The following is a 23,853-nucleotide window of genomic DNA, read 5'->3' as shown; positions in this document are numbered from 1 at the left end:
CCTTTCGGTGGGGGCCGCTGCTTTGAAAGGCATGCTCCACGGCTGCGCTCAGCGGGCCGTCGGCCTGCCCGTGAGGCTTGCGGCTGATGGAGGATGCGTCTCAGGACCGAACCGCCCACGAATGCCGCATCGGACGCCGGAAGCACGCCTGCCGCCCTACGGATCGCCCGAGGTGAGCGCTTGCGGCGTCAGCCGCGAACGCAACCGGGCTCCATGGTGCGCGGCGTTCAGAATTTGGCGCACGGCACCACCCGCCGCCTGGACATGGAGCGCTTCCTGCGCTGCTGCACGAGGTCGTATCCGAGGGTGATCTCGTGCGCGCCAGCGGATTGACCGGCCAGGCGCGATACGGTGATGTCGTAGCTGTACCCGATGCGCACATCGCCCACGGTGGCGCCGACGAGCACCGCGATCGCATCGCGGTTCGAATACCCGGGTGCGTAGCGCTTCAGGAGCGGAATGCCGCGGTACCACAGCCCCGCCTGGAAAGGGAAGCGCTCGAAGTACCCGCCCACATCGAGCTGGTCGTACTTCTCCTGGGCCCTGTAGTTGAAGGCCAGTACGATGCTCTGCGGATGCTCACGGATGACCGGTGTACGGATGCTGGTGCGCCATCCGCCATGGGCGCTGAACTTGACGGGCATCCTGGCCTCGTTGCCGAGCAGTGACTGGTTCGGCCGGTTCAGGTGGTGGAACGAGATCCCTGTCCAGTACTTCGGAGTGAAGTACAGGAGCCCGCCCCCCATGTCGGCATAGCTGGTGCTGGATCCATGGAGGTGCTCGTAGGTGCCTGTGCCCCCGCCGCGGGCCAGCTGATCGCTGAACACGAGCCGCGAGAAATCCACCGCATGATTCACCCACCCCAGCTGGAGTGCGGGACGCAGGAAGACTTTCCGCTTCAGCTCGATCTCGTACGCGTACTGCCCGGCGACCGAGGTGTAGCGGAGCGCGCCGCTCCCGGCCTTGTCGTGGCTCACGAGCAGGCCGATGCCGCTGTTGGCCCCCGGCATGTAATGGTCCACCGCGAAGTTGCTGCTGACGAATGCCCCCGGGAAGGCGGGCCATTGGTCCCTGACCGCAAGCCCGAAGCGGGTCTGGAGCCCCGTGCCGGCGAAAGCGGGGCTCACGTAGGTCGGCACCGCGTAGAACTGCGTGAACTGGGCATCCTGCGCGCAGGCAGCGCCCGCCGCGCAGATGGACGTTATCACCAGCGCACGGGAGAGCTCATTCATGCTTCACGAGCCGCTGGGCTGAGGCATCGCGCGACAAGAGGACATCCATGGCCAGTTCCCGGCCATCGTGATCCGTGGCCTTGGCGACGAGCATGGCGCGGTGCAGCGCGAAGCCGGGTGCCTCCACGGTCATCTGGTACTGTTGGCCGGGGGTTACCACCATCAGGTACCTGCCGGTCCGCTCGTTGGTATTGTAGACCCCTACCACCTCCTCCCCGGTCGCATCCGTCAGGAGGATCCTGGCCTTCACGGGCTCATCCGCGGCATCCGCCACCACGCCCCGCACCACCATGTAGTCGATCTGGCTCCCGGGGAAGGTGACCTGGTAGATATCCTGCATCCCCAGCCCACCGGTCCGCTCGCTGCTGAAGTAACCCGTACGGCCGTCCTCGCTCAGGCAGAAGTAGATGTCGTCGTTGACGGTGTTCAGCGGGTATCCCATGTTCTCCGGGAGGCTCCATCCGTTCATATCGGGGTCCACGAGGGTGGATTTGAAGATGTCATAGCCCCCCATGGTGCCATGGCCCTTGCTGCTGAAGAAGAGGGTGATGCCATCGCTATGCATGAACGGTGCATCCTCATCGTACGGGGTGTTGATCGTGGGCCCGAGGTTCAGCGGAAGGCTCCACTCGCCATTGGGCAGTCGGCGGATCCTGTACAGGTCTCGCCCACCGTACCCGCCCGGCCGGTCGCTGGTGAAGTACACCTCCTCACCGCCCGGAGCTATGCTTGCGCTGGGCTCGTGATGCTTCGAATTGATGCGGGCGGTCATCAGCTGCGGGGTTTGCCACTTGCCGGCGTGCAGCCTGGTCTCGAAGAGATCGCCCGCCACCAGGTCCTGGCTGGTATGGTATACGATCATGCTGCTGCCGTCCGGGCTCAGGCCCACGGTGGCATCATGCGTATTCGTGTTCAGGGGGGCGCCGGCATTCACCGCGTTGGTCCACACCTCATCCACACGGCGGGCCATGTAGATATCCTCGAGCCATTGGCCCTCGCTGTCCTTCACCCCGCCCGTGGTGCCCTGCCGGCGCGAGGTGAAGTAGAGCGTGTTGCCGTCCGCGGTGATCAGCGGGCAATAGTCGTGATGCGGCGAATTGACCATCGCCCCCATGTTGCGGATCGCCAGGTCCACGGGGTGCTTCACAAGCTCCCTGGCCGTCGCTGCCATCGCGATCAGTCGGTCCACCTCGGCGTCACGGACCACCCGGTAGCTGAGTGCCTTGTACCGATGGAGGAGGTCGGCGGCCTCATCGAAACGCTGCTGGCGGTGCCGCTGCAGCGCCAGCTCGTAGTGCGCCTCGGTGTGGCCCCCGCGAACGGCACGCTCGAGGTGGGGCACGGCCTTCTCGCGCTGACCGGGCAGATTGGCCAGGCAAACGCCGTATTCGTAGTAGACCTCCACGAAGGCCGTATCGACCGGCAGCAGGCGCTTGTAGATGCGTGCTGCGGCCTCGAAATCCCCGGCGGCGAGGCTGGCCTTGGCCTGGTCGAGCAGCTGATTGTGCGGACGCTTGTAGCGCGTCTGGGCAGTCGCTGCGCCAGCTGCCAGCACGAGGGCCAGCGCGGTGATCATGTGTTGCATGTGCTTCATCGCAATAGGGTGACATCCCCCTTCAGCACGGTCTCACGGCCATCGCTGAAGGCGGCGGTGCATTTCCAGACATAGACATCCTGCTTGGCCGGGGCGCCCTTGTACCAGCCGTCCCAGCCCTTGTTCACATCCTCGCTGACGAAGACGAGCTCGCCCCACCGGTTGAAGACCTCCAGCCGGTAGCGCTCCACGCCCTTGTGCTGCGGGAAGAAATGGTCGTTACTGAAGCCCATCGGGTCATAGGTCCCATCCGTGGGGCCGCTCCCGGGCGTGAATGCATTGGGGAAGGCAAGGTCGCCGCTCGCCTCGGCCGTGGTGGCCCCGATCACGGTGAACGTATCGGGGCAGTTCCACTGGTTGTTCGCAACGAGGCTCACATCGTAGACCCCGGGCGCTTGGTAGTAGTGCTCCGGATTGAAGGCGTTGCTGGTGGTGCCATCGCCGAAATCCCAGTGGAACTGGTCCGCGTTCGCGCTCAGGTTGTAGGTGAAGACGGGCTGCGTGGGGACCACGACGGCGGTCGGCTGCAGCACGAAGAAGGCATTGGCGCGGGGATGCACCACGACCGAGTCCACCTTCACGGCGGTGTTCACGGTGCCTCCTATGCCGAATGCGGTGAGGGTCACGGTATATGTCCCTGGTACGTTGAAGATGTATGTCGGGTTATCGGCCGTGCTCGTGCCTCCGTCGCCGAAGCTCCATTGGTAGCTCAGGGCCTGCAGGCTGGTGTTCGTGAATTCAACGGCCAGCGGTGCGCAGCCTTCGCCCTGGCCCAGGAAGCCCGCAGTGGGCAGGGGTGGCGTGATGGTGACCAGTTGCGTGGCGGTATCGGAGCATGCCGTGCCGCTCACGACCAAGGTGATCTGGAACTGGCCCCAGGAAGAGTAGGTGTGCGCGCCTGGCTGCTCCAGGGTGGATGATGCGCCATCGCCGAAGGACCAAGCATGGTTCCATGTGCCCGGACCGCTCGTGTTGCTGAGGGTGACAGTGGCATCGGGGAACTGCTGCGAGAAAGGCGTGGCCAGGAACGCTGCTTGCGGCACGGGCGACACCACCACTGTTTCCGAATGGACGCTGACGCAGCCCCATGGCGAGGTGGCCGTGAGCGTGATCACCCTGACCTGGTCCACCGTGCCCTGATTGACATAGGTGTGCGTCGGGCTGGCGCCCACCAGCACAGTGCCATCGCCCATGTCCCACAGGTAGCTGCTGGCACCTGTGCTGCCATTCAGCGGCTGGATGGTCAAGGGCGAGCACCCCGTCGCCGAGACTTCGAATGCCGCCTGGATCGCCGGATAGACGGTGATGGCCGCGGAAGCCGTGTCGCTGCAGCCCCAGGCATTGGCGGCCAGCAGCAGCGGCTCGAAGCCCTGGGGCACCGCAGCTCCATGCGCATAGGTATGAGCGGTGTTGCCCGGAAGGGTGTCCAGCACGGCACCATCACCGAACTGCCATTGAACCGACACCGCGCCGATGGTGAGGTCCTGGAATGGCACGTGGAGAGGCTGGCACCCGGCCGGCGCCCCCGGGATGAATTGTGCGATGGGCTGCGGATGAACCGTCAAGGCCGTCGTCGCGGTATCGCTGCACCCGAACGACGATGTGGCGATGAGGGTCGGATTGAATTCCGCATCGCTCAATCCCGAATTGAAGTAGGTATGGCTCGGGGACGCCGCGCTGCTGCCCTGCTGATCGCCGAAGCTCCACAGGAAGGAGCTGGCGCCCGTGGAGGTGTTGACGAAATCCGTGGCGAGCGGCGCGCATCCATCCGATGGCTGCACGAACCCGGCGACCACCTGGGGGAACACCTGCACCTGAGCCGTGGCGGTGCTCGTGCATCCATGGTCCGTGATGGCGGTGAGCGAGACGGGGTAGGTGACAGCGCCGGGCCCCGGGAAGTTGAACCAGGTGTGCCCATGCACCGCCATGGCGGTATCGCTCCATTGGCCATCGCCATAGTTCCACTGGAAGGCCATGGCCCCGGTGCTCAGGTTCGTGAGCTGGGCTGTGAGCGGATGGCAGCCCATCAGCGGTGATGCCGTGAACTGCGCCACTGGATTGGGGTACACGGTGACGATCGCTTCAGCTGTATCCATGCAGCCAAAGGCATTGCTGCCCACCAGCGTGATGCCGAAGACCTGTTCATTCGTGGTTCCGTTGATGTAGGTGTGGGTCGGCGAAGGGCCGCTGCCCGTGCTCCCATCCCCGAAATCCCAGGCGTAGGATACAGCGCCCACCACGCTCGGAAAGGTGACGGTGAGCGGGCTGCAGCCGCTGTCCGGGGCCGCCACGAAGCTGAAGTCCGGCGCGGGATAGACCATCACCTGCTGGGTGACGCTGGCCTGGCAGCCCGCCGGGGAGAAGGCGGTGAGCGTGACCGTGCGGATATCGAGGAAGAAGCTCGTGTTGGTGAAGGTGTGACCAGGATGCTGGGCGGAGCTCGTGACCCCATCCCCGAAGTCCCACAGGTAGCTGGCCGCTCCGGTGCTCGTGTTCACGAAGGAGACATCCATCGGCGCACAGCCCGGTACGGCATTGTGCGTGAACCCAGCCACCACGCCGGGCGCTACGGTGATCGGAACCACCGCTGTATCCGCACAGCCGAACGGTGTACTGGCGATGAGCGTGACGGTGAAGACGGTGTCCGCTGCACCGGCATTCACGTAGGTGTGCGAGGGTGCGCTGGCCGTGGATGCATTGCCGTCACCGAAGAGCCACTGGTAGGCTGTCGCACCCGTGCTGGCATTCACGAAGTCCACGGGCATCGGTGAGCAGCCCAAGGCGGCGCTCGGCGTGAAGGAGGCGACAGGCCTCGCCTGCACATTCAAGGCCTGCGAACCGGAACCGCCGCAATAGGGCGTGGCCACGTCGAGGAGAACCGTGTAAGGTCCGGGGGCTGCGTATGCATGGAACGGCTGCTCATCGGAGGAGCCGCTCCCATCACCGAAGGACCACGACCAGCTCGTGACCGGATTCCCCGGCGCGGTACCGATCACCGGGATGAACTGCGCGGTATCACCGAAGCAGAGATTGGCCGCCTGGATCGCCACCGTCGGCGGGGCGAAGACATGCACCTCGCGCGAGAAGGAGTGGGTGCAGCCAAGGGCATTGGTCACCGTGAGCGTGATGGTGTAATCCCCCACGGCGCCATAATGGTGCGGCGGCGGGTCGGCGAGCGTGCTGGTCGTGCCGTCGCCAAAGTCCCAGAGGTGCGAAACAGCGCTCACCGAGGCATTCACCGCGGTCACCGTAAGCGAATCGCACGCCGCATCCTGATCGATCGTGAAATCGGCCGTCGGCCGCGGCAGCACCACCACCGTCACGGAGGCGGTATCGGCGCATCCGGCCGTGGCACCCTGGATGCTGGCGGTGTAGGAGGCCGTGTAGGTGCCGGGCGCCGCGTAAGTATGGGCCTGATCGCCCGCACCGGTCCATTGGAAGCCGGCTCCCGCGCCGAAGTCCCATTGGAAGTAGTTGGCTCCCCCGCTGGTGGTCTGATCGAAGAACGCCGTCTCTCCCATGCAGATGGTATCGGGGGACACGGTGAGCGATACATCGGGCGGCGGAACGATCTGGATGGTGATGAAGGCCGTATCGATGCCACAGTAGTTGCTGTCCAGGAGCATCACCTCATAGGTGCCGATGCCCGGATACTGGATGACCCGCGGGAAGGTTGGCGGCCAAGGGGCCCAGTCGATGATGGAGTCCTGGCCCTGGCCCCAGTAATCGCCGAAGTTCCAGTACTCGTAGCGCTGGAAGATGTTGCCCTGCTGGAAGCAGTTGCGGTCCGTGGTATTCGCGAAGGTCACCGTGCGGTCAGGCCAGCACAGCAGCGTCGCGCTCGCGGCGATGCTCGCATCGTCGATGTCCCAGATGCGGATGGGATTGAAGGTGGCCAGGCTCGACCCGCCCTGCAGCGTGTTGCAGGAGTTCTGGGCGGTGAGGCTCACCGTGGTCTCGCAATCCACGGTACCCTGCTGGTAGGTATGGGTGATGGTCTGGCCCCAGTTCGTGTGATCGAACGTGAGAATGGGCGAGCCGTCGCCGAAATCCCACTGGAACACCGTGTTCGGTGAAACATTGGTGCTGCTGTTGATGAACTCCACGGGGTGCGGCGCGCACACCTGGGTAAGCCCCCCGACCGGGATCTGGATCGAAGCGCTCGTGCTCTGCTCCATGGTCAAGGTGCCGACCACGGTGCATCCCGTGGCGAGTTCCGTGAACGTCACCGTGTACGTGGCCACCGCAGCGGCATACACGTGCGGCACCGTCATGGGGGGGGCCAGGGCCGCACCGGTCTGCAGCGGGCTGCCATCGCCCCAGTCGATGGAATAGGCACCCACGGATTGCGGCGTGGCGATGACCAGCGTGAAGCTGGTGCCGGAGCAGCTGAACCACTGCGGCGAAGCGGATGGCGCACCGTAGTAGTCGTAGAGCTGAGGGCACTGCGCGGAAGCCTGCAGTGCCAGGAGCCCGGCGGCCAGCGCGGCCAGCGAAGTGCGTTCAAGGGACACGGTGGCGGTGCATGATGATGCGCACCGGTCTACGCGGATCCGGCCCCGCAGGATACCCGCCGACCGCATTCTCCGACCAAACCGCGGCGGACGACGACGATCGCCCCCTCGGCAGGAACCATCGCTCCTTCCCGCCGTATCAATGGCCGTCGCTGCGGCGATGGCATGCCATGGAACACTTTGACCTGTGCGTGATTGGTGGTGGACCCGCCGGCTACGCAGCCGCCATGCGCGGCATCGACCTTGGGCAACGAGTGGTGCTGATCGAGCGCGACCGCGTGGGTGGGACCGGCATCTTCAACGGTGCGCTCACCTCGAAGACCCTCTGGGAGATCGCACAGCGCGTATCGAGCACCAATGAGCTGATGCGGACCCGTGGCCGCGAACCGTTCCGCCTGGATTGGACGGAGGTCTCCAAAGCGGTGAACGAGGCCGCCTTCGAGCGCAAGTACCTCTATGCGTGCCACCTGCAGCTCCTCGCTTCCGTTGTGGGGCCATCGGGCCGCCGGGCATTCGTCCATGAACGCGGACAGGCCTCCTTCATCGACCCGCGCACCATCCGCATCGAACGCCCCGACCGCGTCGTCGACGTGGAGGCTGACCGTGTCATCATCGCCACGGGTAGCCGCCCCCGCCACCTGCCCGGAATCGAAGTGGACGAGCGCCGCATCCTCACCAGCGACGGCATCTTCGCGCTCGAGGAATACCCGGAGAGCATCGTCATCATCGGCGCAGGGGTCATCGGCTGCGAATTCGCCACCATCTTCTCCCTGCTCGGCCGCACGCGCGTGCACCTGATCGACCGGGCCGATCGGATCCTGCCCTTCGAGGATGCCGACGTGAGCGAGCTCGTTGCGCGCAACCTCGAGCGGCAGGGCGTCATCATCCATCGGCAGGCGAAGCTGGAGCGGATCACGGCCACGGACTCCGGCGTCGAATACCGCCTGTCCTACCCCGATGGCCGTGCGGAAACCGTCCAGGTGGAGAAGGCGCTGCTCTCCGTGGGCCGGCAGCCCAATGTGGAAGGACTCGGCCTGGCCGCCGCCGGCGTCATCACCGACACGCGTACAGGCGCCATCATGCTGAACGGCACGGCGACGAGCGCGGCCCACATCCATGCCGTGGGTGATGCCACAGGGTCGAACATGCTCGTGAACCTGGGCGAGATGGAGGGGCGCCATGCCGCCGAGCAGCTCTGTGGATCGGCATCCACCCCGCTGAGCTACGACAACATCAGCACCATCATGTTCCTCGACCCCGAGGTGGCCGGCGTGGGGCTCAACGAACAGGAATGCCGCAAGCGGGGCATGGCCTATCGCCTCGCCCGCATCGACTACAGCTGCATCCCCAGGGCCATCGCCATGCGCAGGACGCGCGGCTTCTTCAAGGTGCTGGTCACCGACGACGAAGAGATGCACGTGCTGGGCATGCGCGCCGTGGGCGAGCATGCGTCCAGCGCAATCGAGGCCGTGAGCCTGATGATCCGGCTCGGGACCCCGGTGCGCGAACTGGCCGACCTGGTGCACCCGCATCCGAGCATCACGGAAGGCGTGCAGGAATGCGCGCGGCTCCTCCTCGGGAAGAGCATCTTCAAGCCGGAGGTCTTCGCCGACAGGATGCAGCACTGCCGATGGCGACCTGCTGATTCGTCGAGCGCTGCGGCGTAAGGCGAGCGCGGGGCGCGTCGATCAGGGGGTTCCCGGATCGGCGAATTCAGGATTGGTCAGGAACTCGTCATCGGTGAGGGTATGGAGGAAGGCCAGCAACTGGGCCTTCTTCTCCGGCGTGAGCGAGAGCCCTCCCTGCGTGAACTTCATGAAGGGGCTGATCGTGGGCGAAGGGTGCCCCCCACCGTTGTAATGCTCGATCACCTCCTCCAGGGTGCTGAACCGGCCGTCGTGCATATAAGGCCCGCTCACGGCTACATTCCGTAGGGTGGGCGTCTTGAAGAGGCCCATGTCCTGAGGAAGGCCGGTGACGCCGCCCAGGCCCAAGTCGGTGAATTGGCTGTCCAATCCGTTGTTCCTGAACAACCCATCCGTGAAGCGCGCGCCGCCGTGGGGGTGGCAATGGAAGCAATCCGCTCCCCATTGGCCGCCCAGGCCGAGCGCAGGGTCGCCTCCCTCCTGCTGCGTGAGAAGGAAACCGAGCTGCTCCTCCGGCGTGAGCTGGATCTCGCCGCGCATGAAGCGGTCGAACCGGGAATTGCCGCTGATCAGCGTGCGCAGGAACTGGGCCATCGCCTTTGCGGCCTTGAACCGGTCGATCGTGGTGCTGCCGAACGCCTCCTGGAACAGGGCCACGTAGGCCGGATCCGCCTGCAGCTTGGCCACGGCATTGGGCCATGTCTCATGCATCTCGATGGGATTCTCCACCGGCTCCAGGATCTGCTCCTCGAGCGTCATGGCACGGCCATCCCAGAAGAAGCGCGTCTCCCAACCGAGGTTCTGGAGCACCATGCTCGTCCTATTCCCCTGCACGCCATCGATCCCGGTGCTGAACTGGTTGCCGTGGTCGCTGAAGGCGAAGGACTGCCCATGGCAGCTGGCGCAGCTCATGGTGTTATCGCCGCTCAGGCGCTCCTCATAGAACAGGTACCGGCCGAGTTCCACGCCCTCCACGGTCATCGGGTTATCCGAAGGGATGGACATCGGCGGGAAATTCGAAGGGATGGCCAAGGTGTACGGAGTGGCCTGGTGCGCGGCACCGCCGTCCGTGCCATCCGTCTCCTCCGGACCCTCATCAGGCTTGCATGAGGCGAGCATCGCCAGCGGGAGGAATGCGATCAATGCGTGGTAGGGCTTCATGGCACCTGGTCAATCAGCTGTTCGTCGTTCAATGCCCGCAGGAAGGCGATGAGGTCGGCCTTATCGTCCGGGCTCAACGCAAAGCTCTGCATCAATGGGTCGCGGTTCGCGTGCGGCAGTCCTCCAGCGGCGAAGAAATCGACCACCTGCTCCAAGGTGGCCATGCTTCCATCGTGCATGTACGGGGCCGTCCGGGCGATGTTGCGCAGCGTGGGCGTCTTGAACTTGCCCTCATCACCGGGATCGAGCGTTATCCGGCCCCGGCCGGGGTCCGCGTAATCGAGGTACTGGCCCACATTGTGGTAGGCATGGTCGCTGAGGTCGAAGCCGGAATGGCAGGACCCGCATCCCACTGCGGCGCTGTTGAAGAGCTGCCAACCCCGCACCTCGGACTCGGACAGCGCACCGGCCTCTCCGGCCATCCACCTGTCCCATCTTGACCAGCCGCTGACCAAGGTCCGCTCATAACTGGCCAAGGCCCGGGAGAGCGCCCAAGCGTCCAGCTCCACGCCATAGGCCCGCTGCGACAGGCTTCGGTACGGCTCCTCATACCGCAGTAGGGCTGCGGCAGCCGTGATGCTGAAATCCATCTCCACTGGATCATGAATCGGCGCAATCACTTGCTGCTCCAAGGTTGGAACTCCTCCATCCCTGAAGAACGCATCATGGTAGGCCAGGTTGGTCAAGGGTGCCGAATTGCGCATGCCGGTGCGTCCATCAACGCCAGCGCTGAGCGGCACCGTATCGCTGAAGGCACGTGCGGGCAGGTGGCACGAAGCGCAGGAGATGCTGCCATCCCGGGAAAGCCGCTTCTCGAAGAACAGGGCCTTCCCCAAGGCCACGGAGGCCTCGGTGAGGGGGTTGTCGGCGGGCGTATCGAAGGCGGGAAAACCCGCCGGCAGCCTCAAGGGGAAAGGACCATCAAGCGGCAAAGGGGACTCCTCGCCCGAATGACGGCACGCGGCTAGCAACAGGACGAGGACCCAGATGCGCCGGCGTAGCATGCTCATTCGAGGCGAAGGCTGCGCTTCACGTTGCGGGTGAGCTTCAGTGCCAGTGGATAATTGCCCCCGTGCGACTGGTCCTCGGTCGCCACATCGATGGTATCCCCGGACGATAGCAGGAATCCATCAGCAGCCACCCGTAGGGTGAGTTCCGTAACGGAACCCTTGGCGGTGGTGAATGGGAGTGCGGGCATGAGCTCCACCGTGGTGTAGCAGGTATCCATGCCCGTGTGCACGGAAAATGGCATCAGCAGCGGACCCGTGCCAGCAGGATCAGGGTTGTAGCGCCCGTCGAAGAGCACGAACTTGTACCCGGTGGCCCATGTCCAATACATGCCGGTGTTCACGCTCATAGGGTGACCGTCGGGATAGAGCGCGGCATTCGTGTAATTGAGGTCATGGGGCAACCCCAGCCCCCCCCGGATCCCGTACCAAGTGCCCTCGGGAACGCTGAAATCGAAGCTGAACGGCCCTGCTCCGAGGTCGAGCAGGCGCACTTGTTCCAGCGGCTGCTCCGTGGTTGCATTCACCAACCTGAGGTCGCTCAGGTAGAACTTGAGCATTTCCACCTGGAACCTGTAGTTCCCCGGAGCCCTGTACTCGGAGAAGAGCTGCAAGGGCTGCCCTTCCCATTCGGGAACGACAGTGACACGCAGCGTTCCGGAACCATCCACCGGTCCCGGAGCCGGATCCACCGGCACATCCGTACGGCAACCTGCCAAAGCCACCGTGATTCCCAGGATGTGAAGCAGCTTCCTCATAGCGCTATAACGATTGGCAAGCCCGATTGCTCACCATCTTTCAAAGTTAGCGCAAGGATCAAGCTCTCGCTGTGATGGACGTCACTTCCGGCCTTACCGGGACGCGGGAAGGGGGCACGCCCCCCCTCGCCGGAATCCGCCGTCGGGCAGGCGGCAGCGTCGCCAGATGCAGGGAATCCCGGTTGGCCCGTCAGTTGCCCTGCTGTTCGCGCATCTTGGTGACGTAATGCGCTACGCCATTGGAGAGCGCGCTGAGGCTGCGCTTGAAGATGTGCTCGAAATCCTCAGGCTTGGGCATGAAGACCTCAATGCCCACCCAGATGTTATCCTTCACCAGGTAGCTCTTGGCCACTTTGCTCTTGGCGTTGCTGTAATCGACCGCGACCAGGCATTGGGTCCGCTCCTCCTCGCTCTCGATGGGCCAGATGTTGGCTAGCACCAGCCGGAAATAGGTGGGGTCGTCCTCCAGCACATTGATGAAGTAGGTCTTGCCCTCGGCCTTGAACTGGACATCACCATCGCTATCCAGCTCAGGACGGTAGCCCTCCGCGTCGAGGTAGTCCATGTACATCTTCTGGAGCTGCTCCTTGGTGAGCTTCTGGCCGTCCTTCTGGGCGGATGCCAGGAACGACGAACTCAACATGACCAAGAGACCGAGGGTGCGGAAGAGGGAGCGCATGGTGGATTGGAATAGGCGACGAATGTAGCCGTAACGGCGGAGAAGCCGTTCCCAGTATCCGGATGCCCCTTTGCCGGCCCCGCTATCTTGCCGCCGATGTTCACCGTGCTTCGCAGCAGTGCCGGGGCGGGCAAGACCCACGCCCTGGTGAAGCACTACCTTGAGCATGCCCTGCGCCTGGGGCAGCCGGGCGCCTACCGTCATGTCCTCGCGCTCACCTTCACCAACAAGGCCGCGAGTGAGATGAAGGAGCGCGTGACCGCCTACCTGGGGAAGCTGGCAGTCAAGGACCTGCGGAGCTCCGCGCTTCAGGATGTGATGGAGCACCTGAAGAGGAAGACCGGCGGTAGCGAGGACCAGGTGGCCCAAGCTGCCGAGGCCGCGCTCCACCATATGCTCCACCACTGGGCAGAGGTCGCCATCAGCACCATCGATGCCTTCACCCGGCGCGTCGTCCGGCCCTTTGCGCGCGACCTGCAGCTGGACCAGGCCCTGCGCATGTCCACCGAGCAATCGTGGTACCGCGACCGTGCGGTGGATGCGCTGATCGCCCAGGCCGGCCAGAACCAGGAAGTGACGCACCTGCTTACGGAGGCCTGCCGCCAGCTGCTGGAGGAGGAGGCCCGATGGGACGCGGCACACCCCCTGCGGGCATTGGCCTCCGAACTCGACAAGGAGTCCTCGATGAAGCCCCTGGATGCCCTGCACGGCCAGGATTCGGCGAGCGTCTCCGCCCTGAGCGACCGGCTGCGCCGCCGCAACGCCGCATTCAAGGAGGAGGTGCGTGCGGCGGGGCGCGATGCGCTGCGCATCCTTGCGGAGGCCGGCTTGGAAGCGGAGGACCTGGCCTACGCCAGCAAGGGCATCCTCAGCTGGTTCCGCAAGCTCGCCGATTTCGGCCCCGAGTGGCTGATCCCTGGCAGCAATGCACTGAAGACGGTTGAATCCGGCAAATGGCACGGCAGCAAGGCCGATGCAGCCACCATTGCGCGGGTCGGAACCGTAAGCGGCCGGCTGGCGGAGCTCTTCGAGCGGAGCCGCTCGCTGTGCACGGATGGGCAGCGCGACTACTTCATCCGAAGGGCGGTGCTCCGCGAACTGCCGGCGGCCTTTGCGCTGCGCGAGCTCCAGCGCTGCCTGGAGGAGCAGAAAGCCGCGGACGGCGTGGTCTTCTTCAGCGACCTGACGCGACGCGTTGCGGGGGTGGTGCAGGAGGAGCCCGTGCCCTACATACACGAACGCATCGGCGAGCGCTACCGGCATTTCCTCATCGATGAATTCCAGGACACTTCACTGCTCCAGTGGCGCTGCCTGCTCCCCCTGATCGACAATGCGCTATCCACCGGTGGCAGCGCTTTGCTCGTGGGCGACGCCAAGCAGGCGATCTACCGGTGGCGGAATGGCGAGGTCAGGCTGTTCACCCACCTGCCCGGGCTGTTCGGCGCCGAGGGGCCAACCGATCGTGAGCGCGAAGCCACGCTGAAGCGGTACCATCGGGAGGGCGAGCCGCTCGTGGCCAACTACCGATCGGCTGGCACCATCGTGGCGTTCAATAACCGTCTCTTCGAGGACCTGGCCGGTGTGCTGCCCGAATCGCTCCGCAGTGTCTATGCTGATCAAGCGCAGGAGTCCAAGCGGCAGGAGGCCGGATACATCCGCATCACCATCCAGGAAACCGAGGGGGAGGCCGACGGGCCAGATGACCCGCTTGTGGAATTCGCCGAACGCAGCGTGAAGGAGGCCCTGGCCGATGGCTTCGCCCCCGAGTCCATCGCTGTCCTGGTGCGGTCGAAGGCGGTCGGGAAGCGTGTCGCGGACCACCTGCTGGCCTTGGGGCATGCCGTCTCCTCGCCCGACGGCGCCAAGCTGGCGGGCGACCCCGCCACGGAAGCCATCGTGGACCTGCTGCGGGTGCTGCACACGGGCGATGAGGCCGCTGCCGCCCGATTCCTTCAGCTTCAAGCGAAGCTATCGGCCACAGCCGACACGGAATGGACCGATCCCTTCGCTTCGCTCGACGGAGCCTCCCCCCTCGCTCGCGTGAGGACTTGGCTGGCAGCGCAGGGCAACCCTTCCGTGCGCACCACCCTGACGGCATTGATCGCTGACCTGGCACACGCCCTGGGGCTGCCGGCCACGGATGATGCGTGCCTGCTCACCCTGCGCGACGAGGCGCACGCCTTCGGGCTTGAACACGGCCAGGATGTGGGCGGCTTCCTTGCACATTGGGAACGGACGGGGGGAGAGCGCAGCGCGTCAGGTGGGACTGTGCTGGGCGCCATACAGGTGATGACCATTCACAAGGCGAAGGGCCTTCAGTTCCCGGTCGTGGTGGTTCCTACAGCACGCATGGGCTCCGGGAACTCCAACGCGGAGCGGCTCTGGGTGAATCCGGCCGGTGTCGTTCCGGAGCTCGCATCGGCCCTGATCCGCCCGGACAAGAGCGTGAAGGAGTGCGGGTTGCCTGAACTGGAGGCTGAGGCCGCCTTGCGCCTGCTGGATGACCTGGACCTGCTCTATGTCGCCTTCACCCGCCCGGAGCAGCGGCTTTACGCCCTCGTGCCGACCCGTAAGCCGGATGAGCTCACGGCACGGCTGCTGGAGCATCTGCAGCCGATGCAGGAAGGAGCTGCGGTGACGCTGGGCGAGCGGCTCAAGCCTTGGCCCAAGGAGACCGCCGAACCGCCAGAGGCACTCCGCGCCCCCGAACGTCCGAATGAACCCGCATTGCCGTTGAGGCTGGAAGCCCCGGCCGATTGGGTCCCGGATGACCCGGACCCGCTGCGCCGCTTCGGGAACCTGGTGCACGACTTGCTCGGGCGCGTGGAGCATGCCGAGGCATTGCCGCAGGCCGTGGCCGCCCTGCTGCGCGAAGGCCTGGTGAACGGCTCCGAGGCCCGCACCCTGGAGGCCTGGCTCGGTCCGGCGATCCGCTCGGATGGGCTTCGGCCATGGTTCGGCCCTGGACTGCACGTGCGGACAGAGGCGAGCATCATCACTGCCGATGGACATGCGCAACGCCCGGACCGCATCGTGTCGGATGGCGGGGTGATGCGCGTGCTGGACATCAAGACAGGCGCACCATCCGACCGGCACCATGACCAGGTGCGCGGCTACATGCGGCTCCTGCGCGAGCTTGGGCATGACCGCGTGGAAGGGGCCCTGTTCTACGTCCGCGATGGATCCGTCATTCCTGTTGAAGCCGCATGAGCATCCGTTGGCAGGCGAAGCCGTTCCAAGCGCTCACCCTGATTGAGCTCCACGATGTTCTGCGGCTGCGCGAGGACATCTTCGTGGTGGAGCAACGCTGCGTCTATCACGAGATCGACGGGCGCGACCCGGATTGTCTTCACCTGCTCGGCCATGATGCCGGCCTGCTGGTGGCAGTCGCCCGTATCGTGCCGCCCGGCGATGACGGACTGCCGCACATCGGTCGCGTGGCGGTCCGGGCGGAACATCGCGGACGAGGCCTCGCACAAGAACTGATGGACCTGGCGCTGCGGACCCTCCTTGCCGAACGGGGCTCCCGCCGCGCCGCGCTTGCGGCACAAGCCCATCTCCAGCGTTTCTATGCCGAATACGGTTTCGAGGCTATCGGCGAGGAATACCTCTGGGATGGCATACCCCATGTGGACATGCGCCGTACCGAGGATTGACGCGCTACCGCAGCAGGCTGAAATGCCCGATGTACTCCTTGGAGAAGGAACCCCATTCCTTGATCCGGGCCCGGTACACGTAGAGGCTCTGAGCGTACCCGTCACCGGACCAGCCCTGCTCCGGGTCCTCGGTGCGGAAAACCTCCCGGCCCCACCGATCGAGAACGACCAGCTCATAGGCGCGGGCACCCATCACCGAGGGCTGCCAGGCATCGTTCAGGCCATCGCCATCCGGCGTGAATGCCGTGGGCGCGTAAAAGAAGTGGCCGCTCACCACCACCACGCGGGACGTGGTATCCGAGCATCCGTCCTCCGTGGTGACGATCTGCGTGATGGTATACTGGCCGGCATCCTGGAACACATGGTCGAATGAGGGCTCGTCAACCTCTCCGCCCTCGATCGCATAGGACCATTCCGCTGCGAGAGACGCGTAATCGGTGATGCGGACAAGCGGCTGCATCAGGTCAACCTCGCCCGGCAGCGCCGTGAATGCCGCCACGGGCTTGGGGAAGACCTCCACCGCTCCGGGCTTGGTGCGCGTCACGGTGGCGATGCAGCCTGTATTCGTTGAAGCGGTCAGGGACACCGTGTATACGCCGGGGTCACCGTAGGCATGCACCAGCTCCGCGTCCGTCGCCTCCGTACCATCGCCCAGGTCCCAACGGAGCGTGAACGGCGTGGCCGCCACGACCTGGGCGGAGAAAGGGAAGGCTTCCCCGACGCATGCCCGGGTGCCGTTGGTGAAATCCACCTCGGGCACGGGGAAGACGATCACCGAATCCGTGTAGGTGGCTGTGCAGCCGAACTCCGAGATGGTGAGCGAGACGGGGTGCGCCCCCAGGCCCGGGAAGACCGCTTGGAACTCAAGCGCCGTGGAGACCCCCGGGATGCCCGCATCGCCAAGGTCCCACAGCACTGAGGGCGAATCCGAGGCGGCTCCTATGGCTGAAAGCAGCGCTGGCTCACCGGGGCAGCGCACCGGCGGCCTGAAGAAAAACGCCGGAGGGGGCAGATGCACATCGAACACACGGAGCGCCGTATCCGCGCAATACGGACCGTTGCGGGCGATGAGCATCACCGTGTGGTAGCCCTGAGCGCCATAGGTCCACGCCGGCGACTCATCCGTGCTGCTATCATTGCCGACCGCGGGGTCGCCGAAGTCCCAAACGAAACTGGTGGCCTCGCTGCTCTCGTTCACGAACTGCTGTTCCAAGGAGGCGCAGAAAACGGTCTGCTCAGCGACATCTGCGACTGGCTGCGGGTGAACGGAGAGGGTGCTGGTGAAGGTGCCGCTGCAACCGAACTCCTCAACGGTCACCGTCAAGGTGTGGTCGCCGCTGTTGTCGAAGAGCGCTGTCACCGTTGGGCCTTGGGCCGTCGCCGGCACAGCACCCGGGCCTAGATTCCATGCGATGGATGGGGCGGTGCCGATATCCCCCTCCACCGTGAGCGTGACCTCCTGCGGTCCGCCGCAGAATGGCCCCGGCACCGAGAAGGTGGGCTCAAGCGAAGGTGCCACCACGTAAACGGCCGTGCTGGTATCGGCACAGCTGGCACCCGGATTGGCGATGAGGGTCACGGTGTAGCTGCCCGGTGCCGGATAGGTGTAGGATGGCGATTGCGCGGTGGAGACGTCCGCCGCGGTGGCCGGATCGCCGAAGTCCCATTGCCAGGTCTGCGCACCGGTGCTCTGATTCTCGAACGCTTGTGTGAGCGAGCATGCCTGGCCGATGCCCTGCGCGGCGATCACGGCATCCACCGCCGCGTTGCAAGCGACCACCCTGAACATGAAATCGCGCCGCGAGGTACCCAGGAGGACGCCGTTCCGGTACTCGGACACGCAGACCCCCACGGTGAAGGTCCCTTGCAGCGTGGGGTGCACGGTGAGCTGCCCGGAGGCCGGGTCGATGGCGATCGGCGGTACGCTGTTGATCGGGTCGGTGGCCGAATAGCCGAGGGCCCAATTCACGGGGTCGTAGGGCGGGGCCCCGGCGAGCGGTGCCGGATTGAAGGCATCCGCACCTTGGAATGGGGCACATAGCTCGTATACCAATTGGTCCCCATCCGGATCGGTGGCGCTGTGGTCGAAACTCATGTCCTGTCCCAGGCAGAGCGCGATGGGCGGGTAGTCGTTGAAGCGCGGGGAGCCGTTCGCGGCGTTCGGGTTGCCGGGAATCGTCACCGTGCAGGTAAGCCCCTGCTGCCCCTCCAGATTGACCATGGCAGGCGTCCGGCAGCAGCGCTGGTAACTGATGGTGTAGCCTCCGACGGAAGGGGGCAGGTTGAAGATGTGCACGTATTCGGTCGTGGTCACGCAAACCTCTGGCGGCGCGGAGAGGCAGGGGTCATTCAGGTCGACCGGAACCGGTTCCTCGCCGGGGTCATCCACGGAAACGCTGGTGAAGAGCACGCCTGAAGCGGAATACACCGCAATCTGGGCCGAGGCATCGAACCCGGTGCCATTCGCATTGTCGGGGCCGCAATCCCGATAGAGCCTCAACGTCACACGGTACTGGCTCCCCCCCAAATGGTCATAGTACATGTCCCCCCCGATGATGTGCGTCGCTTGGGCGCCCATCGCGCCCAGAAGGGCGAGGACCAGGACCGCAAGTCGTCGGAGGAGGCGCATGGGCTCAGATCATTGGCGCGTGCCTACCGCAGTATGGTGACGTGCCCGGTGTATTCGCGGCGATCCTCCAACACCAGGACATAGTAATAGGTGCCCTCCGGGACGTCTTCACCCGTCCATTGGCTCCTGTAATTGCGGGCCTCGTAGACCTTGTTGCCCCATCGGCCATACACGGACAGCTCATTCGGGTAGTATTCGATGTTCGGGATGACGAAGGCCTCATTCACCCCATCCCCATTCGGGCTGAACACATTGGGCACTACCACCGGTCCTCCTTCCACCGCATAGGCCAAGGAGGCCGTGTCCGAGCATCCCTCCTCCGTGGTGATGACCAGTTCGATGATGTAGGTCGCCGGCCACCCTGCGCTCCAGACCGCCGTGGGCGCTGACGGGGCGAAGACCGAGCCATCGCGCAGCCAGTCCCATTGGGCGATGACACCGCCATTCGGGTCACTGGTATCCGTGAAGACCACAGGCGTGCCCACGAGCTGAGGCGGGTCCGGATCGGCCTCGAAGGAGGCTTCGGGGAGTGCGTAATTCATGACCGTTTCGGTGACGAATGCCGTGCAGCCGTTCTCAGCAACGAGCAAAGAGACCTCGTGCACCCCCGGACCGGCGAACTGCACCTGAACGATGCTATCGGAACTGGTCTGGGGCGTACTACCGGCACCCAACTGCCAGTTCAGCGCCGCATTCGGTCCGAATGCCCCGTCGGCAACGAGCATCACCGGCTGGTTGCCGCAAAATGGTGGCGGAACCCGAACCATGGGCTGAGGGGCGAGGTAGACATTGAAGGTGGACTGCGCGGTATCGGCACAGGTCGTCCCGGGGTTGGCGATCAAGGTCACGGTATAGGTACCGGGCTCGGCATAGGTCCAGGCCGGGTTCCATGCATTGCTCGTATCGCTCGTCTGCTCCGGCACGCCGAAGTCCCAATGCACTGCCTGCGCGCCAGCAGTGGCGCTGGCAAAGGGCACCGTCAGGCTGGTGCAGAACTCCGATTGGGGCTGTATGCCGCCCGTAACGACCGCGTCGCAGGCCACCACCTTGAAGAGGAAGTCGCGCCGTGTCTCATTGATGAGGGCGCCGTTCCGGTACTCCTGGACCATGACGCCCACGGTGTAGTTGCCCTGCAGCGTGGGCGTGAGCGTCAGGAGGCCAGTTGCGGGGTCGATGGCAATGGACGGGTCGGAGTCGATCGGGTACCCCTCGGAATAGCCGACGCCCCATGGCAAAGGGGCGTAGGGCGGCGGGGCTGGCGGATTGGGCTGCGGGGCGAGCGCCGTGCCACCGTTGTAGGGCGTACACAGCGAATAGACCAACGAATCGCCATCCGGATCGGCAGCGCTATGGTCGAAGCTGAGCGGCGCATCGAGGCACAGGGCAACCGGGGGCAGCTCATTGAATCGCGGCGCGCTATTGGACTCAATGGGCTGGGCCGGGATCCTCGTCATCACCGTAAGGCCCAGGTCACCGGGGTCGACGAGGTTGCCGATGATGGCGGTGCGGCAGCAGCGCTGATAGGACAGGATATAGCCGTTGGGGCTGGCAGGAAGATTGAACAGACCCGTGTACGAAGTGGTCTCCACGCAGACATCCGGCGGCAGCGTCAAGCATGGGGAATCGAGGGTGATCGGGACAAAGGAGCCACCCGGGAAGGTCAGCGTCTGCACCGAAAGCAACCCACCACCCGCCCCATCGAAGACACCGATGGCTGCCGTGGGGTCGAACGCGATGCCCGAGCAGTCTCGGTACAGCTTAAGCGTAACCTGGTAGAGGCCGTTTCCAACCGCGTCGTAGTAGAGCTCCCCGCCGATGATGTGCGTGGCACGCACCTCCTGCGCCATGGCCAAGGCCAGGGCCAAGGCGACGAGATTCCGCTTCATGCTCATTCGACCCGGTAATTGGCCTTGGGGTTGCCTGCGCCTCGGCTGGGGATGGTGAAGTTACCGAATCGTCCGAAACAGCGCCTCCCATTCAGCGCCGTCAAAGGGTGCATACCGTCCCTCTGCGCAAGCGATCATCTCGGCGATGCGGAGCTTTTCCGGATAGGCCTCCGCATGCACCGCATGATGCACAAGCCGGCTGCCGATGCGCTGCAGCTCATGAAACGCGTGCGAGGAATCGATCCGGTAGTAATGCCCGCCGCCGGCCAGCTGGCGGTACACGGGAAACCCATCGGACCCCTCCGGTTCGGTACGGCTATCTTCCCGCGCTGCCATGGGACCATTCCTTGACCGCCTTGCCGAGGCCTTGCTGAGCACGCATGGCCAGGCGCTCGATCGCGTGGCGGTGGTGCTGCCGAGCCGAAGAGCGGGCCTGCACCTGCGAAAGTACCTTGCCCGACGCCATGGCCGCGCGCTCTGGAGTCCCGAGGTGCTGGACCCCGGGGCCTTCCTGGCCCGGATCGCCGGCTGGCGGCAAGGCACTTCCACTGAGCTCCTGCTGATGCTCCATCAGTGCCACAGGGCCGTCTCCGGCGCGCAGGCAGAGCCCTTGCATGAATTCCTACAGTGGGGACCGACCACCTTGCGGGACCTGAGCGAGGTGGATGCGCATCTCCTGGACCTCGACCAGGTGTACAAGGACCTGCGGGCATACCATGAGATCGAGACCTGGAGCCTGAAGGGGTCGGAATTCCTGACCGCCTCGCAACAGCGCACCGTGGCCAGCTGGGAGGGCACGGGCCGGCTGCATAGGTTGTTCACCGAACGGATGCACGAGCGCGGTGTGGGCACTTCGGGCGCCATTGCGCGGCGGGCTGCATCGATCACGGGAGGCGGCACATGGTCCTCGCCATGGGCCTCCGTCTGGGTTGCCGGCCTGAATGCACTCGACCCGGCCACCACTGCCGTATTGAAGCACCTGCAACGGCTGGGTGTGCTGCAACTGGCATGGGATGGGGACCGCCATTATGTGGAATCGCCCGACCATGAGGCCGGCCGCTTCCTGCGCCGGTCCATGGAGGCCTTTGGAACCGGCAGCCTCGCCTTGGGCAATCTGATCAGCGAACGGCAACGGCGGATCTCCCTGCGCACCAGCCCCGATCGAATGACCATGGTGGCCGACGCGGCCGCCTGGGTGCACCGCTTGCCCCAAGCCGACCGTACCGACACGGTCATCGTGCTCGCCGACGAGGGATTGCTGCTCCCCCTGCTGGAGGCGATGCCCGCCGATATGGGACCGGTGAACATCTCCATGGGTGTGCCGCTGGACTCGTTGCCGGTCCACGGGCTGGTGGAGAAGTACCTGGGGCTCTTCGATGGATCCGGCCGTATTCCCACGGCGGGCCTCATCGATCTTGTCACGCATCCGCTGCTCCATCAAGGCCCGGCAACGCTGGCTCTGACGGCAGCCTTGCGCGCCACGCAGCAGATTCGCCTGAGCCCCGATAGGATCAACACCGAATTGAAGCGGGCAGGCGTGGCCTCGGCGGCGACGGTCGCACTTTGCGCCGGACCACTCACTCCTTCAGCAGCTGTCCAGGCTCTCATCGGGTGGGGCAGGCAGGCCCGGCCCACCGATGCGCTGGCTCAGGAACAGCTGTTCGTCGTTGCCCGCCTCGAGCGCGAGCTGGCCATCGCCCTGGCGCAGGCCGACGGACCATCGGAGCGCATCCCCGAATTCCTGGCCGTGCGCAAGCGCCTGCTGGGGCATGCGGAGCTGGCGCTTTTCGGTGAGCCCTTGGAAGGGCTGCAGATCATGGGGTTGCTTGAGACGCGGGCCATCGACTTCAAGCGGGTGCTGATCGTGGGCGCCACGGAGGGAACCCTCATCGGCAGGGATGAGCCGATGAGCTGGATCCCCTTCGACCTGCGACGGCACTACCGGCTTCCGTTGAGGGCCGATGCCGAGGCCATAGGTAGTTATCACATCCACCGGCTGCTCCACCAGGCCGAGGAGGTTGTTCTGCTGCACGCTACAGGCAGCGACGGCTCCGCGCCAGCCCGATTCCTTGACCTTTGGGCGCACGAGCTTGTACCGCGCAGCGCAACCATACTGCAGCGGACCGAACTGGCTGCGACCTGCCACCCGCGGCCGAAAGCGAGGCCGCATGCGGAAAAGGCCCCGTGGGTCCTGGAGCGCCTGCACGACCTTACTGCCAAAGGCCTTTCACCATCGGCGCTGGGCGTTTGGCTCCGGTGCCCCTTGGACTTCCATGCCCGTTACGTCCTGGGCGTGAAGGAGCTCGAAGCACCCGGCACCGAGCTTGGGAGCGATGCGCTCGGCACCGCCGTCCACAAGGCCCTGGAGGCCCTCTACCGCAAATGGCTCGGGAGCCCGCTGGATGCGGATCGGGTGAGGGAGGCTGCCGGCTCGGTGGAGGCGCTCCTATTTCGCGAGCTCTCCGGCCGCTTCGACCGTGCCATGCTCGAGTCGGGGAGCTTCCTCTTGCAGCGGTCCATGGCCGCCGATTCCCTGGCCAGGCATTTGGCCGCCGAGGCGCACCGCGTGGCGAGGTCCGTCACCATCCCCCTTGCGGTGGAGCAACCGATGGCTGCAGCACTGCCCGGCGGCCTGCGCATGCGAGGCACCTGCGATCGACTGGAGCTCCGGGATGGTGTGCTGCACATATTGGACCTCAAGACGGGAGGCGTGCGCGAGGAACAGCTCCGTATTAAGGACCTTAGCCGTGAAGCGCTGCATCCACGCAGCCAATTCGCACTTCAGCTGCTCATGTACGCGACGATGGCGCTGGAAGCCGACCCGGCCCTGCCCGCGGTACGTGCCGGAATCATCCCGCTGCGCACCCCATCGCAGTCCGGCGGCATCTGGCTCACCATTGGCCGCGACCCGGATATCAGACGCGAGCAATTGCCCGCCATGCGCGACCTGATCACAATGCTGGTGCAGGAATTGCTCGACCCGCATCGGCCCTTCGTGCACAACCCGGATAGCCGGCATTGCCTAAGCTGCCTGCGGGGCTGAAATGAAGAGAGGGCCCTCGGGGCCCTCTCCTGATCGGCGATGAGGCCG

At 65.1% G+C, this 23,853-nt stretch carries 14 protein-coding genes; 4 read left to right on the top strand and 10 right to left on the bottom strand.

The genetic code is table 11. The features are described from left to right. Positions 1 to 227 precede the first annotated feature (227 nt). The 3 genes from QY325_00365 to QY325_00355 are packed head-to-tail and all read right to left on the bottom strand — an operon-like array spanning position 228 to position 7,340. Positions 228 to 1,232 (bottom strand): PorP/SprF family type IX secretion system membrane protein, encoded by a 1,005-nt coding sequence (locus tag QY325_00365; GenBank protein WKZ66392.1) that lies wholly within the window; start codon positions 1,230 to 1,232, stop codon positions 228 to 230. After that, the gene (locus tag QY325_00360; protein ID WKZ66391.1) at positions 1,225 to 2,826 is read right to left on the bottom strand and encodes a hypothetical protein; all 1,602 of its coding nucleotides are present in this window, start codon (positions 2,824 to 2,826) and stop codon (positions 1,225 to 1,227) included. Before QY325_00360 ends, QY325_00365 begins: the two co-directional genes overlap by 8 nt. After that, a complete protein-coding gene (locus QY325_00355) occupies positions 2,823 to 7,340 on the bottom strand; it encodes a PKD domain-containing protein (GenBank protein ID WKZ66390.1) in 4,518 nt (1,505 codons plus the stop codon). The genes QY325_00360 and QY325_00355 overlap by 4 nt, the downstream gene beginning before the upstream one ends. Before the next feature lie 170 nt (positions 7,341 to 7,510). On the opposite strand from QY325_00355, the gene QY325_00350 reads away from it, so the two are divergent. After that, complete coding sequence (locus QY325_00350) at positions 7,511 to 9,007, top strand: NAD(P)/FAD-dependent oxidoreductase (protein ID WKZ66389.1); 1,497 nt, start codon at positions 7,511 to 7,513, stop codon at positions 9,005 to 9,007. 21 nt (positions 9,008 to 9,028) lie between these two features. On the opposite strand, the gene QY325_00345 is transcribed toward QY325_00350, so the two are convergent. The 4 genes from QY325_00345 to QY325_00330 form a co-directional block, all read right to left on the bottom strand. Beyond that, the gene (locus tag QY325_00345; GenBank protein WKZ66388.1) at positions 9,029 to 10,147 is read right to left on the bottom strand and encodes a cytochrome c peroxidase; all 1,119 of its coding nucleotides are present in this window, start codon (positions 10,145 to 10,147) and stop codon (positions 9,029 to 9,031) included. Beyond that, complete coding sequence (locus tag QY325_00340) at positions 10,144 to 11,157, bottom strand: cytochrome c peroxidase (GenBank protein WKZ66387.1); 1,014 nt, start codon at positions 11,155 to 11,157, stop codon at positions 10,144 to 10,146. The genes QY325_00345 and QY325_00340 overlap by 4 nt, the downstream gene beginning before the upstream one ends. Continuing rightward, positions 11,154 to 11,912, bottom strand: a complete 759-nt coding sequence (locus QY325_00335; GenBank protein WKZ66386.1) for a hypothetical protein — start codon at positions 11,910 to 11,912, stop codon at positions 11,154 to 11,156. The genes QY325_00340 and QY325_00335 overlap by 4 nt, the downstream gene beginning before the upstream one ends. Before the next feature lie 190 nt (positions 11,913 to 12,102). After that, the gene (locus tag QY325_00330) at positions 12,103 to 12,591 is read right to left on the bottom strand and encodes a hypothetical protein (protein ID WKZ66385.1); all 489 of its coding nucleotides are present in this window, start codon (positions 12,589 to 12,591) and stop codon (positions 12,103 to 12,105) included. Between the two features lie 96 nt (positions 12,592 to 12,687). Here QY325_00330 and QY325_00325 point away from each other — a divergent pair, with 96 nt between their 5' ends. Further along, a complete protein-coding gene (locus QY325_00325) occupies positions 12,688 to 15,801 on the top strand; it encodes a UvrD-helicase domain-containing protein (GenBank protein ID WKZ66384.1) in 3,114 nt (1,037 codons plus the stop codon). Next, entirely contained in the window at positions 15,798 to 16,247 is a 450-nt protein-coding gene (locus QY325_00320; protein ID WKZ66383.1) for a GNAT family N-acetyltransferase, read from the top strand. The genes QY325_00325 and QY325_00320 overlap by 4 nt, the downstream gene beginning before the upstream one ends. Positions 16,248 to 16,251: 4 nt before the next feature. On the opposite strand, the gene QY325_00315 is transcribed toward QY325_00320, so the two are convergent. Genes QY325_00315 through QY325_00305 form a run of 3 tightly spaced genes read right to left on the bottom strand, consistent with a single transcriptional unit; the run spans position 16,252 to position 21,098 of the window. Further along, entirely contained in the window at positions 16,252 to 18,876 is a 2,625-nt protein-coding gene (locus tag QY325_00315; protein ID WKZ66382.1) for a PKD domain-containing protein, read from the bottom strand. Positions 18,877 to 18,899: 23 nt separating this feature from the next. After that, positions 18,900 to 20,762: a gliding motility-associated C-terminal domain-containing protein gene (locus QY325_00310; protein ID WKZ66381.1), complete on the bottom strand. Its 1,863-nt coding sequence runs from the start codon at positions 20,760 to 20,762 to the stop codon at positions 18,900 to 18,902. Positions 20,763 to 20,822: 60 nt separating this feature from the next. Next, the gene (locus QY325_00305; protein WKZ66380.1) at positions 20,823 to 21,098 is read right to left on the bottom strand and encodes a hypothetical protein; all 276 of its coding nucleotides are present in this window, start codon (positions 21,096 to 21,098) and stop codon (positions 20,823 to 20,825) included. Between QY325_00305 and QY325_00300 the strand changes: the two genes are divergently transcribed. Beyond that, complete coding sequence (locus QY325_00300) at positions 21,097 to 23,805, top strand: PD-(D/E)XK nuclease family protein (GenBank protein ID WKZ66379.1); 2,709 nt, start codon at positions 21,097 to 21,099, stop codon at positions 23,803 to 23,805. The two genes, QY325_00305 and QY325_00300, sit on opposite strands and share 2 nt — an antisense overlap. Positions 23,806 to 23,853 lie beyond the last annotated feature (48 nt).

Source organism: Flavobacteriales bacterium (assembly GCA_030584065.1).
In the GTDB taxonomy this organism is placed as follows: domain Bacteria; phylum Bacteroidota; class Bacteroidia; order Flavobacteriales_F; family PHOS-HE28; genus PHOS-HE28.
The sequence above is the reverse complement of the archived record's forward strand: the minus strand, read 5'-3'. Positions and strand labels throughout refer to the sequence as shown.

Coding starts and splice junctions, on each gene's coding strand:
- QY325_00365 (WKZ66392.1), bottom strand. CDS start 1,232: ATGAATGAGCTCTCCCGTGCGCTGGTGATAACGTCCATCTGCGCGGCG.
- QY325_00360 (WKZ66391.1), bottom strand. CDS start 2,826: ATGAAGCACATGCAACACATGATCACCGCGCTGGCCCTCGTGCTGGCA.
- QY325_00350 (WKZ66389.1), top strand. CDS start 7,511: ATGGAACACTTTGACCTGTGCGTGATTGGTGGTGGACCCGCCGGCTAC.
- QY325_00345 (WKZ66388.1), bottom strand. CDS start 10,147: ATGAAGCCCTACCACGCATTGATCGCATTCCTCCCGCTGGCGATGCTC.
- QY325_00340 (WKZ66387.1), bottom strand. CDS start 11,157: ATGAGCATGCTACGCCGGCGCATCTGGGTCCTCGTCCTGTTGCTAGCC.
- QY325_00335 (WKZ66386.1), bottom strand. CDS start 11,912: ATGAGGAAGCTGCTTCACATCCTGGGAATCACGGTGGCTTTGGCAGGT.
- QY325_00330 (WKZ66385.1), bottom strand. CDS start 12,591: ATGCGCTCCCTCTTCCGCACCCTCGGTCTCTTGGTCATGTTGAGTTCG.
- QY325_00325 (WKZ66384.1), top strand. CDS start 12,688: ATGTTCACCGTGCTTCGCAGCAGTGCCGGGGCGGGCAAGACCCACGCC.
- QY325_00320 (WKZ66383.1), top strand. CDS start 15,798: ATGAGCATCCGTTGGCAGGCGAAGCCGTTCCAAGCGCTCACCCTGATT.
- QY325_00315 (WKZ66382.1), bottom strand. CDS start 18,876: ATGCGCCTCCTCCGACGACTTGCGGTCCTGGTCCTCGCCCTTCTGGGC.
- QY325_00310 (WKZ66381.1), bottom strand. CDS start 20,762: ATGAAGCGGAATCTCGTCGCCTTGGCCCTGGCCTTGGCCATGGCGCAG.
- QY325_00300 (WKZ66379.1), top strand. CDS start 21,097: ATGGGACCATTCCTTGACCGCCTTGCCGAGGCCTTGCTGAGCACGCAT.
- QY325_00305 (WKZ66380.1), bottom strand. CDS start 21,098: ATGGCAGCGCGGGAAGATAGCCGTACCGAACCGGAGGGGTCCGATGGG.